This is a genomic window from Haladaptatus sp. W1 (genome assembly GCF_001723155.1).
Taxonomy (GTDB): domain Archaea; phylum Halobacteriota; class Halobacteria; order Halobacteriales; family Haladaptataceae; genus Haladaptatus; species Haladaptatus paucihalophilus.
The window spans coordinates 18,638-33,838 of sequence record NZ_MEIH01000132.1; the positions used below are offsets into that span (position 1 = coordinate 18,638).

General features: G+C 59.9%; 20 protein-coding genes. 14 read left to right on the forward strand and 6 right to left on the reverse strand.

Going from position 1 to position 15,201, the window contains the following annotated elements; genetic code table 11:
* Positions 1-134: 134 nt before the first annotated feature.
* The 7 genes from BG842_RS07160 to BG842_RS07190 all read left to right on the forward strand — a co-directional run bounded on the left by BG842_RS07160 (position 135) and on the right by BG842_RS07190 (position 5,922).
* Entirely contained in the window at positions 135-1,121 is a 987-nt protein-coding gene (locus BG842_RS07160; RefSeq protein WP_254662972.1) for an ABC transporter permease, read from the forward strand.
* A gap of 3 nt (positions 1,122-1,124) precedes the next feature.
* Complete coding sequence (locus BG842_RS07165) at positions 1,125-2,081, forward strand: ABC transporter permease (RefSeq protein ID WP_083252465.1); 957 nt, start codon at positions 1,125-1,127, stop codon at positions 2,079-2,081.
* Positions 2,082-2,084: 3 nt separating this feature from the next.
* Complete coding sequence (locus BG842_RS07170) at positions 2,085-3,233, forward strand: ABC transporter ATP-binding protein (protein WP_254662973.1); 1,149 nt, start codon at positions 2,085-2,087, stop codon at positions 3,231-3,233.
* Entirely contained in the window at positions 3,206-4,573 is a 1,368-nt protein-coding gene (locus BG842_RS07175; RefSeq protein ID WP_069450240.1) for an ABC transporter ATP-binding protein, read from the forward strand. Before BG842_RS07170 ends, BG842_RS07175 begins: the two co-directional genes overlap by 28 nt.
* Positions 4,574-4,653: 80 nt before the next feature.
* The gene (locus tag BG842_RS07180) at positions 4,654-5,148 is read left to right on the forward strand and encodes a hypothetical protein (RefSeq protein ID WP_254662974.1); all 495 of its coding nucleotides are present in this window, start codon (positions 4,654-4,656) and stop codon (positions 5,146-5,148) included.
* Positions 5,145-5,624: a hypothetical protein gene (locus tag BG842_RS07185; protein WP_069450242.1), complete on the forward strand. Its 480-nt coding sequence runs from the start codon at positions 5,145-5,147 to the stop codon at positions 5,622-5,624. The genes BG842_RS07180 and BG842_RS07185 overlap by 4 nt, the downstream gene beginning before the upstream one ends.
* Positions 5,625-5,664: 40 nt before the next feature.
* Entirely contained in the window at positions 5,665-5,922 is a 258-nt protein-coding gene (locus BG842_RS07190; RefSeq protein WP_069450243.1) for a hypothetical protein, read from the forward strand.
* On the opposite strand, the gene BG842_RS07195 is transcribed toward BG842_RS07190, so the two are convergent.
* From BG842_RS07195 to BG842_RS07220, 6 genes are all read right to left on the reverse strand, one after another.
* The gene (locus tag BG842_RS07195) at positions 5,919-6,131 is read right to left on the reverse strand and encodes a hypothetical protein (protein ID WP_007978686.1); all 213 of its coding nucleotides are present in this window, start codon (positions 6,129-6,131) and stop codon (positions 5,919-5,921) included. The two genes, BG842_RS07190 and BG842_RS07195, sit on opposite strands and share 4 nt — an antisense overlap.
* A gap of 6 nt (positions 6,132-6,137) precedes the next feature.
* Positions 6,138-6,665 carry a hypothetical protein gene (locus BG842_RS07200; RefSeq protein ID WP_069450244.1) on the reverse strand — a complete coding sequence of 176 codons (528 nt, stop codon included), beginning with the start codon at positions 6,663-6,665 and terminating at the stop codon, positions 6,138-6,140.
* Positions 6,666-6,672: 7 nt separating this feature from the next.
* Positions 6,673-6,924, reverse strand: a complete 252-nt coding sequence (locus BG842_RS07205) for a hypothetical protein (protein WP_069450245.1) — start codon at positions 6,922-6,924, stop codon at positions 6,673-6,675.
* A 44-nt stretch (positions 6,925-6,968) separates the two neighbouring features.
* The gene (locus tag BG842_RS07210) at positions 6,969-7,310 is read right to left on the reverse strand and encodes a hypothetical protein (protein ID WP_069450246.1); all 342 of its coding nucleotides are present in this window, start codon (positions 7,308-7,310) and stop codon (positions 6,969-6,971) included.
* Between the two features lies 1 nt (position 7,311).
* On the reverse strand, positions 7,312-7,878 hold the full coding sequence (hpt, locus tag BG842_RS07215; RefSeq protein WP_007978682.1) for a hypoxanthine/guanine phosphoribosyltransferase: 567 nt from the start codon (positions 7,876-7,878) through the stop codon (positions 7,312-7,314).
* Positions 7,879-8,236: 358 nt separating this feature from the next.
* On the reverse strand, positions 8,237-8,641 hold the full coding sequence (locus tag BG842_RS07220) for a type IV pilin (protein WP_069450247.1): 405 nt from the start codon (positions 8,639-8,641) through the stop codon (positions 8,237-8,239).
* A gap of 495 nt (positions 8,642-9,136) precedes the next feature.
* On the opposite strand from BG842_RS07220, the gene mbhE reads away from it, so the two are divergent.
* Genes mbhE through mnhG form a run of 7 tightly spaced genes read left to right on the forward strand, consistent with a single transcriptional unit; the run spans position 9,137 to position 15,078 of the window.
* Positions 9,137-11,509 (forward strand): hydrogen gas-evolving membrane-bound hydrogenase subunit E, encoded by a 2,373-nt coding sequence (gene mbhE, locus BG842_RS07225; RefSeq protein ID WP_069450248.1) that lies wholly within the window; start codon positions 9,137-9,139, stop codon positions 11,507-11,509.
* On the forward strand, positions 11,506-11,967 hold the full coding sequence (locus BG842_RS07230; protein WP_007978677.1) for an MnhB domain-containing protein: 462 nt from the start codon (positions 11,506-11,508) through the stop codon (positions 11,965-11,967). Before mbhE ends, BG842_RS07230 begins: the two co-directional genes overlap by 4 nt.
* Positions 11,964-12,320: a sodium:proton antiporter gene (locus BG842_RS07235; RefSeq protein WP_007978675.1), complete on the forward strand. Its 357-nt coding sequence runs from the start codon at positions 11,964-11,966 to the stop codon at positions 12,318-12,320. The genes BG842_RS07230 and BG842_RS07235 overlap by 4 nt, the downstream gene beginning before the upstream one ends.
* Positions 12,317-13,894: a complex I subunit 5 family protein gene (locus tag BG842_RS07240; protein ID WP_069450249.1), complete on the forward strand. Its 1,578-nt coding sequence runs from the start codon at positions 12,317-12,319 to the stop codon at positions 13,892-13,894. Before BG842_RS07235 ends, BG842_RS07240 begins: the two co-directional genes overlap by 4 nt.
* Positions 13,891-14,481, forward strand: coding sequence for a Na+/H+ antiporter subunit E (locus BG842_RS07245; RefSeq protein WP_069450250.1), 591 nt, complete (start codon positions 13,891-13,893; stop codon positions 14,479-14,481). Before BG842_RS07240 ends, BG842_RS07245 begins: the two co-directional genes overlap by 4 nt.
* The gene (locus BG842_RS07250; RefSeq protein WP_069450251.1) at positions 14,471-14,758 is read left to right on the forward strand and encodes a monovalent cation/H+ antiporter complex subunit F; all 288 of its coding nucleotides are present in this window, start codon (positions 14,471-14,473) and stop codon (positions 14,756-14,758) included. Before BG842_RS07245 ends, BG842_RS07250 begins: the two co-directional genes overlap by 11 nt.
* Entirely contained in the window at positions 14,755-15,078 is a 324-nt protein-coding gene (gene mnhG / locus BG842_RS07255) for a monovalent cation/H(+) antiporter subunit G (protein ID WP_069450252.1), read from the forward strand. Before BG842_RS07250 ends, mnhG begins: the two co-directional genes overlap by 4 nt.
* Positions 15,079-15,201 lie beyond the last annotated feature (123 nt).

Below are 15,201 nucleotides of genomic sequence, written 5' to 3' on the forward strand. Positions count from 1 at the left end.
AGTGGTGGTTGAATTTGATACGCAGTCGATACGAGAATCACTACATTGATAATGAATGTGTGCCATGCATGGCATAGATACGCAAGAGTAAACGATATGGTAAACAGCATACCGAAATCAACGGATGACAAAATATGACAAGGATTAGCACCCGTTATCTCGCAAAGCGGCTGATAGTCTCCTATCTGACGTTGCTCGTCATAATGACGATTTTGTTCGTGCTCATCCGGAGCATGCCGGGGACGTTCATCTCGCAGATGATCACGCCTGAGATGAAACCGGCACAGATCGCACGGCTTCAGGAGCAGTGGGGACTCAACGAACCGCTGTGGCGTCAGTACGTGGACTTCATGATAAACTACCAAACCGGTAACTTCGGCCGGTCGCCGACCAAGCAGGTTCCGGTCTGGGACATCATCATTCGACGGTTCCCGCGGACGATCATCCTGTTCGGTGCCGGATTCGTCATCTCGTACACGGTCGGCCCGCTCGTCGGCATGTATCTGGGTTGGTGGCGAGGCACGAACAAGGACAAGTTCATCTACACGTCGGGGCTCACGATGTACTCCATGCCCGCGTTCTGGATCTCGTGGCTCTTCATCTGGCTGTTCGACTACAAGCTGCAGTGGTTGAAGAGCGCGTACATGGTCGATCAGTTCGGGATACAAGATTGGACACCAATGGTGGCGATGGGAAGCATCTTACACCACATCGCGCTTCCGCTATTCAGCATCGCGTTCGTCGGGTGGGTCGGGTCGATGCTCGTCATGCGACCGTCGATGAACAACGTCACCGGGGAGGATTACGTCTTCCTCGCCCGGGCGAAGGGTCTCAGTGAGCGGACCGTACTGATGAAGCACGCGGCTCGGAACGCGTTGATTCCGGTTGCGACGCAGGCCATCGTCGGTCTCGCGTTCCTCGTGGACGGCAGCGTCATCATCGAGCAGGTGTTCAGCTGGCCCGGTATCGGGGATATGCTGGTCAGCGCGGTCTTCGCGCAGGATTATCCGATCACGCAGGCGGCGTTCTTCCTGCTCGCCGTCATGATAATCACGATGCGACTTGTCACGGACATCGCATACACCTTCCTCGACCCGCGGATCAAGTTTGGAGGAGAATAACGAATGTCAACACAATCCGAAAACGCTTCAGCAACGAACACGCTCAAAGAGCGATGGGAACCGCGGATCGAACGCTTCAAACGAGGATGGAGTCGGTATACCCACCACAAGATGGGGGTTATCGGGCTCTTCATCCTCGTCGTCTACGTTCTCTGGGCGCTGTTTCCGTCGGTGTTCGCGCCGCACAATCCATCTTGGCGCCTCTTCGTCGGAAACGACCCGTACGCCCGCCTGACGCTCCAGCAGAGCCAACAGTTCCCACATCCACCCGCGTTCGGTGATCCTGCCTTCATCCCCCTTGGGACGAACAGCACTGGTCAAGGGGTATTCTCCCTACTGGTGTACGCCGCGAAAGACGCACTCTACATCGGGTTTGCGGCCGGAATCCTCTCCAGTCTCGTCGGCGTTCCGCTCGGACTCATCAGCGGATTTTACGGGAATACGTGGATCGACGAGACCATTCAACGCATCGTGGACGTGATGTACGGAATGCCGTTCCTTCCGTTCCTCATCGTCCTCGTTTCTATCCGCGGCGTCAGCCAGACGAACATCATCCTCGGTATCGCGATTACGTCGTGGCTCAACAACTGCATCCTCATTCGCGGGGAAACCCTGTCGCTCAAGGAACGGGCGTACGTCGAGTCGGCACGAGTCGCGGGTGCGAGCGACACGCGAATCGTGTTCCGGCACATCCTTCCGAACGTTATTCCCCTCGCGTTCGTCTTCCTCGCACAGGACGCGGCGGGGGCGATTATCGCACAGGCCTCGCTCGCGTATCTCGGTCTGGGCGACTTCACGAACAACTCGTGGGGAATCATGATTCAGAATGTCAAATCAAAGGGGTACGTCTTCGACGCACCGTGGTGGCTCATCCCGCCGGGGCTGGCGATTACCTCTATCGCGGCAGCGTTCTACTTCATCGGATTCTCGGTGGAGGACCTCGCTAATCCACAGGAGTAAACCATGTCATTACTAGAAGTAAATGATTTGTGTGTTCGCTACGACGCCGGTGACAAGCAAGTTCACGCTGTCGACGGCGTTAGCTTCAGTGTCGAACACGGCGAGACGTACGGTCTCGTCGGCGAATCGGGCTGTGGGAAGACCACGCTGGCGAAGTCGCTGATGCACCTGCTCGACTCGAACGGGTACATCGAAAGCGGCGAGGTGTGGTTCGACGGTACGCTTCCCGAGTGGGAGGACGAACACGGCAACGTACGTCGGGAAATCATCGACGACGACCGGTATCCCGTGCGTGCGGACGGAATGACCGACCTCGCACAGCTCGACAACCAACAGATTCGGGATGTGCGCTGGCGAAATATCGCGCTGATTCCACAGAGCGCGATGAACGCGCTCAACCCGGTGTACAAAGTCGGCGATCAGATCGTCGAAGCCATCCTGCGTCACGAACCGGATACCCCACCCGAAAAGGCACACGAACGTGCACGTGATCTCATCGAGCGAGTCGGTATCGACCCCGACCGGGCGGACGACTACGCCCATCAGTACAGCGGTGGGATGAAACAGCGCGCCGTCATCGCCATGGCGATGGCGTGTAACCCGGACATGCTCATCGCGGACGAGCCGACGACGGCGCTCGACGTCATCATCCAAGACCGTATCTTGGAGGAGCTAGAGGAACTCCAAGAGGAGTTCGACGTCGCCATTCTCGTCGTCAGCCACGACGTCAGCGTCATGGCCGAGATTTGCGACAAACTCGCGGTCATGTACGGCGGAAAGATGATGGAGAGCGGCCCGATGCAGGACGTTCTCGTCGATTCGGCAAACCCGTACACGCTCGGGCTGAAGAACTCGTTCCCGACGGTCGAAGAGGTAGACCAAAACCTCATCTCGATTCCCGGGTCGCCGCCGACGCTGCTCGACCCGAGCGATGGCTGTCGGTTCGCACCGCGATGTCCGTTCGTCGTGGACGAGTGTCATACGAGCCACCCGCCGATGTACGACGCCGAGCAGGCCGAAACGGGAAAACGAACCGAGGCGAGTTCGCCGCACACCCACCGGTCGGCGTGCTACCGCGTTGACGAACTCGAAACGATGCGCACTGAGGCACGCAAGGAGGAAAAATGGCAACAAACGACGCAGACTCACTAGTAGAGATACAGAACGTCTCGAAGTTGTTCGACCTGTCGCAGAGCGCAATCGACCAACTACTCGGACGCGAGGCACAGCCGGTTCGGGCGGTTCAGGACGTCGACCTGACCATCAACAAGGGCGATATCATGGGTATCGCGGGCGAATCCGGGTGTGGGAAGACCACGCTCGGGAAGCTGTTGGTCAAACTGTACGAGCCGACGAGCGGGAGGATTCTGTTCGACGGACGCGACATGTCCGAACTGCTCCGTGAGGACCAACAGGAGTTCCGACAGCGCGTACAGATGATCTTTCAGGACCCCTTCGAGAGCCTGAACCCACGGATGACGGTGTTCCAGTCGGTCGTCGAGCCGCTCAAGATAAACGACATCGGCGACGGCTACCAAGACCGACGTGAGCAGGTCATTCAGGTGCTAAACGACGTTGGTCTGTCCCCTGCCGAGGCGTATCTGAACGAGTTCCCGAAGGAGCTATCCGGCGGTGAGCGCCAACGGGTCGCTATCGCGCGTGCGCTGGTCGTGAACCCCGACTTCATCGTCTGTGACGAGCCCGTCTCGATGCTCGACGTGTCGATTCGCGCGGGCGTGTTGAACCTGATGAAGGAGTTGCAGGACGAGTACGGGTTGACGTACGTGTTCATCAGTCACGACCTCTCGCTGATTCGATACATGTGTGACCGCACCGCCATCATGTATCTCGGGAATATCGTCGAGCAGGGGCCGACCGACGACGTGGTGAACGACCCGAAACACCCCTACACGGAGGCGCTGTTCGACGCGGTGCCGGAAATCGAACCCGGTGCACAGCGACGACGGGCGAACGTCACCGGCGAGGTTCCAAACCCGCGGAATCCACCGTCCGGATGCAAATTCCATCCCCGGTGTGCGAACATCATCCCGCCCGAGGACTGGTCGGGAAGTCAGGATGCGTTCCGGCGTGGATTCAACTTCAAACGCCGCGTTCAGACGGGTGATCTCGAAGTCGAGGATATCGCTGAGGGTCACGCGGATCAACGGTCGGCGGTCGATGCCGTCCTCGAAACCGGTCTCTCGCTCGAACTTCCCGAAGAACATCAAGCCGATGGCGAGCGAATGGGAACGGTAGATGTCGATTCGCTCGACATACCGAAACAGGCAGAAAACGCGCTTCGTTCGGCCACGCGTGACCTCCTCGACGGTAACGAGAAGGACGCAATGGAGCAACTCAACCGGAAGTTTAGCTCGATTTGTGAACGAAGCTCCCCGGAACTTCGCCAGTCTGGAGAGCAGACGACCGCGTGCCACCTCTACGATTCGTCGGCGTCGAACAGAGAGGCGATTGCACCGGACGCCTCGGACTGACGTTCGGAATTTCGTTCCGACTCTTTTTTGTTAGAAACGGAAACCCTTACGGCAATGACATTCATACCAAGTGCTATCTAATGTCAAATCCAACCGCTCGCTCCGCACTTCGACCGGAGCGGCCCCTCCTCGTGGCTGCCGTCCTTCTCACCGCCCTCGTTACGGCGTGGTTGTTCGTCCCGACCATGGTAGGACACATCGCAGCGATGAACATCGGTTCCGTCGACGTAACGACATCGGGGGCGACCGTGACCGACGGTGGACAGCACCTCACGACGACGCTCACCATTCACAACCCGACGCGACGGGATATCGTGTTTTACAGCGGCTTGATACACGTCTACGACGGTGAGACGCAGTTGACGGACGGGACGACGACACCGTTCGGTGAGACGACCGTTCCCGCGAAGGGGACGGTAACGTTACAGGTCGAAGTCGGTCTGAATCCCGACCGCACTGCACGGGCGAAACGAGCGATACGCTCCGGCTCCGCGACGTTTTCCGGCAACCTCCGCGGGAGAATCGGGGAGAAGGGAATACACGTTTCGGTCCACACCGGAGGGACGGAGCGATGACGGAGACGGAAACGAGCGGGAACTCCGAGACGGAAACCAACGGATGGACGACTGACCGCCGCCACGGAAGCGTCTATCGGCGACGGCTCGCGTTCCTCGGAAAAAGCGTGACCGTCGGTGTCATCGGTGGGATGGCCGCTTTCACGTACAGCTTAGCGGACTTGATGGCGGTTTCGATAGACCCCGTGTTCGTCCTCGTCCCGCTCGCCCTTTCGGGCGTATTCGCTCATCTCGTGGCGTACGATCTGCACGAAAGCATTCGTGTCGGACTCGTGGGATTCTTCGTCGGGGCTATTACCTTGGTCGGGTCGTGGGTCGCACCGCTTTGGCTTCTACCGTACACGTCCGGCGCTCGTGACATCCTGCTTCCGAAACTGACGGGAACAGCCGTCGTCGCCGCGATCATCGTCTACGGTGCGGTGTATCTCGGTGCGTATCTCTCCGCGTTGACGGTCGGTGCGTACGTGTCAACGTGAAACCGTGAGGGTTTTGTCCCGTCCATCGGTAGGTGCGTTCGTGTCGAAAGACGTACCAACCCGGGAGCGTTTAGTTCGTGAGCGGGGTACCTTCGCAAAACACGGCGACGACCCGACGTTAGCCAGTTACCTCTCGTCGCTCTTTTTCATCCTCTCCGTTCCGTCGTTCATCGTGTTAACGTACGCCGGACACTGGTACGGGCTGTACTCCTACGGTGCCATCATTCCGGTGTTTGCGGGACTACTCGTCGGCTCGATAGCGCTCGTGTTCGCAATCATGCACGTTCTGACCCGTTAGAACGTGCTGTTGCGAAGCGTCATGTAGAACATGACGACCATCGCGGAGACGAGGAGAACGAACTCCAACTGCGTTGCCGACCGCTGACGTGAGACGACGAACAGGACGAGACTCGACCCCCCAAGCAGTGCGACGACGAGGAACAACAGCAACGATAGGTTGGCCTCGTCGGACATCCAGTAAAAGAGCCGATTTCCGAGGTCGTCCATGATGGTTCAGAAGCGCAAGCCCTCGTAGACGCACTCGACCGGTTCGAGGACGAGTTCGAGGGCGAGCGCGTAGGTCGTCAGCGCGAGTTTCGAGTCGGCGGTGAATTCGGTCTCCGCATCCCGCCATTCGGCGACGCTGGCAGCGAACCTGACGTGTGAATCGTGAATCGTCATGAGCCACTCCGTCGGTAGTTCACCGGGCGTCCCCTTATGCGTCACCCGAAAGAGATATTTGAACGTAGAATCCATCCGGCCGCTGATATCTTCGCCAGCTTGTAGTTCGGGCAGTTGTGGTGTGCCGAACAGTTGGACGAGTCGATACAGCGGAACGCCGATGTTGTCAGTCTCGGCAGCGTCCGGGTCACCGCTGAGGTACGCGACGACGTTTAGGTCCTCTCGTTCCCGAACGTTGTCCTCGACGAGTACGTCGCCGTCGTCTCGACGTGCTTCGATTTCGGACCGCGAAACGGGTTCGATGAGGAGGTCTTGGAGGTCCTCGAAGTCGGGGGAATCAGGATGGTTTCGAATATCCATACGTTCGTTAGTACGCGAAGTAGTGGAATCCACGCCAGCCAGCGTAGCCGACTGCGAAGACGACGATACCGGTCACGATGACGACGAGCGATTCGCTCTGCGTCATCGTCTCGTTCATTTGCGGAACCAGTTGGAAATACAGCGATACCCCGAACAGGAGGAAGATGTAGCCGATAACGGCTCCGAGCAGAGCGACGATTATCGACAGTAGCCCAATTGGACCACGCAACGACTTCGGGACGCTAGTCTTCAACGCCATGGTTTGTGCTAATGGGGCACAAGCATAAACGTTCTGCAATGAGTTCACTCGCTTTTATCTCGTTCCCGCTCGCGGGCTTCGAGGTTCGCCATGCTCTCGTCCGAGAGCGGGGACATCCGCTCGTCGAACTCCTCTCCACCGTCGTCGGGTCTCGCCGCCGCCTCCCGCCCCGCGAAGTACGAGTTGAGAAACTTCTCGTGGTGCTCGCGCAGGGTGTATCCCAGCCAGATGAACGCGAGACCGGGAAGTACCCGAAGGACGAACGCGGGCGACGTCACTCCGTACGTCCCCAGCACGACCGACCCGTGGATGGCGTCGCCCACGAGCAACGCGCCAATCACGAGCGTCGTCGTCGAAACCATCGAGAGGAACTGGCGGGAGAACATGTTATCCGTCGCCGTGTTCGTCGATGATGACGACTTCTCCGTCTTGTACGTCCACGTTGATGAGCGTCTTCACCTGGTAGTCGGTGTCGTCCAACTCGTTCGCACCCACCTTCTTGATGACGGCACACACGTCCACAACGTCCGCGCCGATGTATTCGAGTGCCTGAGTCACGGCCTTCATTGTTCCGCCCGTGCTGAGCACGTCGTCCAGCAGCAGCACGCGGTCGCCCTCGTCCACGTTGTTGATGAACATCTCGTTCTCCGAGTAGCCCGTCTGCTGGGACAGCGAGACTTCCCCGTCGAGTCCGTACTGACGCTTGCGGATGACCACCAGCGGGATGTCGGTCATCAGCGACACGGCGGTCGAGATGTGAATCCCCATCGCGGCGGGGGTGACGATTTTATCGACGTTCTCCAAGTCCGCCTTGCGGATGATCTTGATGACGATTTCGCGCAGAAGCGTCGGTTCGAGCATCGGAATCCCGTCGCTGATGGGATGGACGAAGTAATGATAGCCGTCTTTCTCGATGATCGGGGCTTCCAAAAGCGACTCCTTCAACTGGTCCATGATGGGGGTATTCAGTCCATCAGTAAAAGATGCCGGAATCGCGCTCGCAACGTCCGACGGGATGGGTGGCAGTTCCTAGCAGTGGCGTATCACATCCTCAGTCCCGCTCGTTCACTTTCACCCCGGATAAGGCGTACAACTTTTACACTGTACCTCCTCCGAAGAAATGCGGGCGGAGAGACCCGCGACAAATCGATTGCCAACACCCCTACCCTACCCCAGCAGGGTTCGATTTGTTTCCATCCTTTTGTGTACTGTGAAATCAGATAATTGTGAGAAAGGCAATTATCTCAGTGACTAAAATGTGTCTTCTGGAAACACAGTTGGCTCAAATAAGGACGATAGAATTGGGAGAGATCTAGTTCAGTTCGTACGTAGCAACGACGTTCTCATTTCCGTTGATTTCTGCAACGACTGTGATTTTGTCGCCACTCCCGTTACAACCGGTGACAGATGCAACATCACCGACTTCAGTGAATGGCGAACCGTCGTCACCACAACCACTGGATTTTATCGAGAAGTTAGCGGCGTCTTGGACGTTCCCCAACGAAGTCAATTGAACATCAACCTGTGTGTCATTTACCTGGTCGAACGACACACCTGCTTGTGCATTCTTGCTCACGTTGTTCCCCAGACCCATCACGAACGTTCCGATGACGGCCGCCAGAATGACCGTAATGGCGACCATGAGGATAACGCCGATAACGGGACTTACGGCTCGCGTTTCGGACAGCTTCGCGCTGACTGTTTCTTTGAGTGTCATGTTTTGGTTTCTCCTTCGACGCGCGGTCGCACCGTCCGAACGCAATTCGGTATATACGTATTCCGATAATTGGATACAAATGTCTGATTCAGGATAGTTACAAACCTGATTTCTATTTGCTTTTCCCGGACGGTATGCGCGTTATAAGACGCTTTGATACTCTTGCCTAATAAAGATATGTCTGGATATACCCATTTAAAATACAATGGTAATTCTCGTAAAATTGAATGTATGTCGGGAAGAAACGACTGAGAGATATATTTCTGAGTGGTACTTTTCGATTCGGGGAGATAACGACATCGACCCACATCGAACGCGTCGTCCGTCATGGTGGACGTGTCCGCACGGTCCGAAATTCCAGTTTCCTCCCGACGCGTCGGAAGGAGATACCCGCAAGGACCACACGCTTTGAGAACTGTTAAGGTAGGTCCATCGCCAATTCCGAGTGTGCAATCACCATCGAACCCGACAGCCGTCGTTGTGCTTGCGCTGGTGATGCTTCCCTTCGCGGCGGCGGTGGTGACCCCACTCGTCTACCGCGTCCTCCGCGAGCGGACCGCCTACTACGCGGCGGCGGTCGCGCTCGCATGCTTTGGGATGGTCGCAAGCCAACTCGGCACGAGCGGCTCGGTTTCCTTCCAGTGGATTCCCTCGCTCGGGGTCTCGTTGCAGTTTTACGTGGACGGTCTCTCCTTGCTCATCGGCTTCCTCGCCAGTGGAGTCGGCGTGCTCATCCTCACCTACTCCGGTGGGTACATGCACGGCGAACCGGGCAAGGCGAAATACTACACCGCGCTGCTGGCCTTCATGGGGTCGATGCTGGGGGTGGCGTTCTCGGCTGACCTCATCTCGCTGTTCGTGTTCTGGGAACTGACCAGCCTGTCGTCGTTCATCCTCATCGGTCACTACACCGACCGACGGTCGTCACAGTACGCCGCCCGAAAGTCCATGCTCATCACGGTGTCCGGTGGGCTGTTCATGCTTATCGGGTTCATCCTTATCAACAAGGTGACTGGTACCTTTGCGATGTTCGGGCCCGGCGGAATCCTCACGGACGCCGCCAGCGTGAACGCGCAACTTCACGCGGCGGGGCTGTTCGTTCCCGCGCTCGCGCTCATCGCCGTCGGCGCGGCGGCGAAATCGGCACAGGTCCCGCTTCACATCTGGCTGCCGAACGCGATGGAAGCGCCGACGCCGGTTTCGGCGTTCCTCCACTCCGCGACGATGGTCAAGGCGGGCGTCTACCTCGTCGGGCGATTCCGGCCGTTGTTCCTTCCCGAGGGAGTACACATCATCCCCGACTGGATGTTGCTGTTCGCGGTGCTCGGCTTGGTGACGATGACGATTACGGCCATCCTCGCCGTCGCGGCGACGGACATCAAGGAACTGCTGGCCTACTCGACGGCGAGCCACCTCGGCCTCATCGTCGCCGGATTCGGGTTCGCCTCCGAGTACGGTGCCGAGACGGGCGCGTTCCACATCCTGAATCACGCGATGTTCAAGGCCGCGCTGTTCCTCGTCGCCGGTATCATCGCGCACGAGGCCGGAACGCGGAAGATAAAGCATCTCGGCGGGCTGTGGCGTGACTTACCTATCACAGCGGCCATCACCGTCGTCGCAGCCCTCGGGATGGCCGGGGTACCGCCGTTCAACGGTTTCTACTCGAAGGAGTTCCTCTTCGAGTCGGCCTACCACGCGGCCGAAATCCACGGCGGACTTGCGTGGCTGTTCCCCGTCGTCGCCGTCTTCGGGAGCATCTTCACCTTCCTCTACTCGATTCGGTTCCTGATGCTCTTCTTCGGCGAGAAACCGAAGGGATTGGGCCACGTGCATCGGCCGCCGCTAACGATGTTGGTTCCGCCCGCAATCCTCGGAACCATCGCGGCGCTCATCGGACTCGGCGGCGTGACGGACACGTTCGGCATCGCGCCGACCTCGCTCAACCACTTCGTCGGAAGCGTGGTCGAAAGCACCCTTCCGCCCGCGGCACACGCCGAGGCCGCCGAAGCGGTTCACTTCAGTTACCACCTTCCGACGTCGGTCACACCCGCCGCGACCATGAGCGCGATAACCATCGCCGTGGGACTCGTCGCGTATCAGTACTACGACGACCTCCACCGGGGCATCAACCGCCTGCTCACGGTCAATCCCCTTCGCGCGAACTGGTGGTACGACAACGCGGTGTACGGCCTGAACGACGCGAGCGTCGAGACGATTCCGCACGTCCAGACCGGCCTACTTCGAACCTACGCAACGTGGTCGCTGACGGCGGTGACGCTCCTCGCGCTCGGCGGCTACGCGGCGGCGGGCGTCGCCCTCCCGAGTTTCGGATTCGCGGCGGGTATGACGCCCTCGCTCGCGCTCGTCCTCGGGGTCGCCGTCGTCGGCGCGTTCGCGGTCAGTATCGCCCCGTCCCACATCTCGGGCGTGCTTACGCTCTCGATTCTCGGGTTTATGGTGGCGATATTTTACATCCTCGCCGACGCCCCGGACCTCGCGCTCACGCAATTGGTCGTCGAGACGCTGACGCTCGTCATCTTCCTGCTCGTCTTGGACCGGCTACCGACGTTCTACGGCGAGATAAAACGCAGTCGCGCCGTTCGGGACGGTATCCTCTCGCTGGCGGTCGGAACGACCGTCTTCGTTACGGTGTTGGTCACGACGGTAGCGGACCCCGCCAACTCCATCGCACAGACCTTCCTCGATTACGGCGTGACGGTGGAAGAGGCGGGCGGTCACAACATCGTCAACGTCATTCTGGTGGACTTCCGTGGCTTCGATACGATGGGAGAGATCTCCGTCGTCGCGATGGCCGCACTCTCGGTGTTGACGCTGATCGCCATGCGTGAACGAGGTGAAACCCAATGACGACGATAATCACGCGGACCGTTACACGCACCGTCGTCCCGCTCATCTTCCTCACGTCGGTCGCGTTGATGTTGCAGGGACACAACCACCCCGGCGGCGGATTCATCGCGGGCGTCCTGACGACGACGGCGTTCGCCCTCATCTACATCGTCTACGGGTTGGACTTCCTCGAAGAGGAGATATTCCACCGACTCGTTCGCGGGCCGATAGAACACCTCCAACACGGCATCGTCGAGAACTACCGGACCCTATTCGCGTTCGGATTGGCGCTCGCCGCCGGAAGCGGTCTGGTTGCGATGGCCTTCGGTGACGCCTTCATGAACCAGACGTACGAGGTGTTCCACTTCCCGATTTACACGGAGTTCGAAGTGGCGAGCGCGGTGGCCTTCGACACGGGGGTCTACTTCGTCGTCGTTGGCTCGCTCCTGACGATCCTCTCGGTGGTGGGTTCCGAATGAGCGAAGCCGTGAACCCCCAGTTGATACTCGCGATAGTTCTCGGGGTGTTGTTCTCCCTCGGGACGTTCCTCGTCCTCCGACGGGACGTGATACGCGTCATCTGGGGAGTGACCATCATCAGTCAGGCCGCCAACGTCTATCTGGTGACGATGGGCAAACTCGGCGGAAGCGTCCCCATTTTCGGCCACGGGAGCCACGGCGGCGGTCACATCACCGACCCGGTCGTGCAGGCGCTCGTCCTGACGGCCATCGTCATCGGCTTCGGGACGACGGCGTTTTCGCTCGTCTTGACGTATCGCGTCTATCAAGAACACGGCACTATCGACCTCAACGAATTGGGTGATTCCACATGAATCAACTCGTCATCGAACCGCTGCTCGTCCCGCTCGTGACGGCGATTCTGACGCTCGTCGTTCGACGGTATTCGACCGTCCAGCGCGGCGTCAGCGTCCTCGGTGGGGCGGCGTACGTCGCCGTCGTCGCGTTGCTCTGGACCGACGTGGACCCCTTGGGCGCGGCGCGGACCATCCCGTATCAACTCGGTAACTGGCCCGCACCGTTCGGCATCACGCTCGTCGCCGACCCGCTCTCGGTGTTCATGCTCGGACTCGCCGCCATCGTCTCGTTCGCTGCGCTGGTCTTCTCGGTGCAGTACGTGGACGAGTTCGGTCAGCGACTCTCCTACCACCCGCTGTATCACTTCATGTTGGTCGGGGTGAGCGGTGCGTTCCTCACGGGCGACATCTTCAACCTCTTCGTCTGGTTCGAGGTGATGCTCATGTCGAGCTACGTCCTCGTGGTGTTCTACAGCGGACCACAGCACACCCGCGCGGCGCTCCAGTACGTCGTCCTCAACCTCATCGGGAGCGCGGTCATGCTCCTCGCCATCGGTGGCATCTACTCGACGACGGGGACGCTCAACATGGCCGATTTGGCACACCGACTCGCCAACCCGGCGGCGAACAGTATCACTCCGCTTCCCTTGTTGGGTCTATCGGCGCTCCTGTTCACGGTCTTCGCGCTGAAGTCCGGGCTGGCACCGTTCCAGTTCTGGGTGCCCCCGGCGTACAGCGCCGCACCCGCGCCGGTGTCCGCCATGCTCGCGGGCGTCGTGAAGAAGGTCGGAATCTACGCCATCATCAGGCTGTACTTCACCGTCTTCTCGTGGCTGTCGATTCCGGATGGACTGGGCCTGCCCGGTCTGTCCGGGACGTCCGCGCTGGGCTTTTTCGGCCCCGTCATGTTCATCATGGCGACGGCGAGCATCCTGCTCGGCGGCCTCGGCGCGGTCGGCCGCGACGACATCGACGGCTTACTCGCCTACTCCAGCATCGGACAGGTCGGGTTCATCGTCCTGCCCCTCGCAATCGGCGCGACTGCGGGAAGCGAAGAGATACAGATTCTCGCGGTCACGGCGGCGCTCATCTACTCGCTGAACCACGCACTGGCGAAGGGCCTGTTGTTCCTGGCCTCGGGGTCGGTGTTCTCGTCGGTCGGTTCGACGCGCTTTGCCGACCTCGGGGGACTGACCCGCAAGGAACCGGTCCTGTCGGCCGTGTTCTTCGTCGGGGCGCTTTCGCTCATCGGGATACCGCCCCTCTCGGGCTTCTTCGGGAAGTTCCTCGTCTTCCGTACCGCGGGTGACGCAGGCGCGTCCGTCGCGCTCGCCATCGCGCTGCTCGGCGCGATTCTCACCATCGCGTACTTCTCCCGGGCGTGGAACCGCGGCTTCTGGGGCGCGGTGAGTCCGATGGTCGAGAACGGCGCGAAGCCGACCGGCGTGGTCGTCCTCGCCGGACTCGCGGCCCTCGTCCTGCTCGTCGGTATCGGGTTCGACCCCGTGCTTCGGGCGGCAGAGGCGGCGGCCGGTGCCGCGATTCACAGACGGGAGTACATCCAAGCGGTGCTCGGAGGTGGGCCCGCATGAAGAAGTGGCCCGTCATCGGCGTCGTCCTCGCGGTCCTCTGGCTGTTCGTTCGCGGGGTCGCGCTCGACCCGACGCGGATAATCGGTGAGTTCCTCATCGGACTCGCCTTCGGGATGCTTATCGCGTTCATGTTCCGGCGGTTTTACACCCTGGACATGAACCTCACTCGAACCGTGCAGGCGCTCCCCTACGCCGGGTTGTACGTCGTCGTATTCATCAAGGACCTCATCCTGGCGAACATCGACGTCGCCTACCGCGTCCTGTTGCCGAGCATGCCCATCGAACCGGGCGTCGTGGTCGTACCGCTTCGCGTGCAGACGGACGGGGCGATTACGACCATCGCAAACAGCATCACCCTCACGCCGGGGACGATAACAATGGACTACGACGAGGAGACGAACGCGCTCTACGTACACAGCATCGACGCCACGGACACGGACGGCATCGTCGACCCGATTCGAACGTGGGAGGATTATGCCCTCGTCATCTTCGACGAGGAGGGCAAACCCGGCGACCCGGTGCCGGAACTTCCGATGGCCCACGCGACCGGCGAACCGGCCGAAGGAGGTGTCAAGCGTGGCAACTGACCCCGCGATATTCTCCCTCGCCGTGCAGGTCGGCCTCGTCATCGCGAGCGGCCTGACCCTGCTCGCGGGCTACCGCGTCATCAAGGGGCCGACGGTTCCCGACCGAGTGGTCGCGCTCGACACCATCGCAACGAACGTCGTCGCCATCGCGGCCCTGTACGCGCTCGAAACCGGCGAAGGGTTGTTCGTCACGGTGAGCCTCGTCCTCGCCATCATCGGGTTCATCAGCACCATCGCGGTTTCGCAGTACGTCATCGAAGGAGATATCGTCAAATGAACCTCGTTCAAGAAATCCTCATCACGCTGCTCATCGCCGTCGGGTGTTTCTTCCTCGTGGTCGGCACGGTCGGCCTCATCAGACTCCCCGACGTGTACAACCGGATGCACGCGACCAGCAAGGCGACGACGCTCGGCTCGGCTTCGCTGTTGCTCGCCGGGTTCGTCTACTACGGCCCGGAAGGTGCCGGACTCACCTCGCTGGTCGGCATCATCTTCCTGTTCCTCACCGCGCCGACCGGCGCGCACATGATTTCTCGTTCCGCCCAGAAGATGGGCATCGAGTTCTTCGGCGACGCCGAATGGCCCGGCGACGAGTAACGCGTTCTTCGAGTTTCGGCACGAGGAGAACCACCGTGGCGCGTGCACCAGCAGGCCCGAGGCCCCTTCGACTCGGGCCTGCGTGAGTATCACGCGAGGTCTTCGTGAACAGAGTTCTCGTGA

What these genes read in the sequence shown, in the direction of transcription:
- BG842_RS07160 (WP_254662972.1), top strand. Translation starts at nt 135, where the DNA reads ATGACAAGGATTAGCACCCGTTATCTCGCAAAGCGGCTGATAGTCTCC.
- BG842_RS07165 (WP_083252465.1), top strand. Translation starts at nt 1,125, where the DNA reads ATGTCAACACAATCCGAAAACGCTTCAGCAACGAACACGCTCAAAGAG.
- BG842_RS07170 (WP_254662973.1), top strand. Translation starts at nt 2,085, where the DNA reads ATGTCATTACTAGAAGTAAATGATTTGTGTGTTCGCTACGACGCCGGT.
- BG842_RS07175 (WP_069450240.1), top strand. Translation starts at nt 3,206, where the DNA reads ATGGCAACAAACGACGCAGACTCACTAGTAGAGATACAGAACGTCTCG.
- BG842_RS07180 (WP_254662974.1), top strand. Translation starts at nt 4,654, where the DNA reads ATGTCAAATCCAACCGCTCGCTCCGCACTTCGACCGGAGCGGCCCCTC.
- BG842_RS07185 (WP_069450242.1), top strand. Translation starts at nt 5,145, where the DNA reads ATGACGGAGACGGAAACGAGCGGGAACTCCGAGACGGAAACCAACGGA.
- BG842_RS07195 (WP_007978686.1), bottom strand. Translation starts at nt 6,131, where the DNA reads ATGGACGACCTCGGAAATCGGCTCTTTTACTGGATGTCCGACGAGGCC.
- BG842_RS07200 (WP_069450244.1), bottom strand. Translation starts at nt 6,665, where the DNA reads ATGGATATTCGAAACCATCCTGATTCCCCCGACTTCGAGGACCTCCAA.
- BG842_RS07205 (WP_069450245.1), bottom strand. Translation starts at nt 6,924, where the DNA reads ATGGCGTTGAAGACTAGCGTCCCGAAGTCGTTGCGTGGTCCAATTGGG.
- BG842_RS07210 (WP_069450246.1), bottom strand. Translation starts at nt 7,310, where the DNA reads ATGTTCTCCCGCCAGTTCCTCTCGATGGTTTCGACGACGACGCTCGTG.
- hpt (WP_007978682.1), bottom strand. Translation starts at nt 7,878, where the DNA reads ATGGACCAGTTGAAGGAGTCGCTTTTGGAAGCCCCGATCATCGAGAAA.
- BG842_RS07220 (WP_069450247.1), bottom strand. Translation starts at nt 8,641, where the DNA reads ATGACACTCAAAGAAACAGTCAGCGCGAAGCTGTCCGAAACGCGAGCC.
- mbhE (WP_069450248.1), top strand. Translation starts at nt 9,137, where the DNA reads ATGCTTCCCTTCGCGGCGGCGGTGGTGACCCCACTCGTCTACCGCGTC.
- BG842_RS07230 (WP_007978677.1), top strand. Translation starts at nt 11,506, where the DNA reads ATGACGACGATAATCACGCGGACCGTTACACGCACCGTCGTCCCGCTC.
- BG842_RS07235 (WP_007978675.1), top strand. Translation starts at nt 11,964, where the DNA reads ATGAGCGAAGCCGTGAACCCCCAGTTGATACTCGCGATAGTTCTCGGG.
- BG842_RS07240 (WP_069450249.1), top strand. Translation starts at nt 12,317, where the DNA reads ATGAATCAACTCGTCATCGAACCGCTGCTCGTCCCGCTCGTGACGGCG.
- BG842_RS07245 (WP_069450250.1), top strand. Translation starts at nt 13,891, where the DNA reads ATGAAGAAGTGGCCCGTCATCGGCGTCGTCCTCGCGGTCCTCTGGCTG.
- mnhG (WP_069450252.1), top strand. Translation starts at nt 14,755, where the DNA reads ATGAACCTCGTTCAAGAAATCCTCATCACGCTGCTCATCGCCGTCGGG.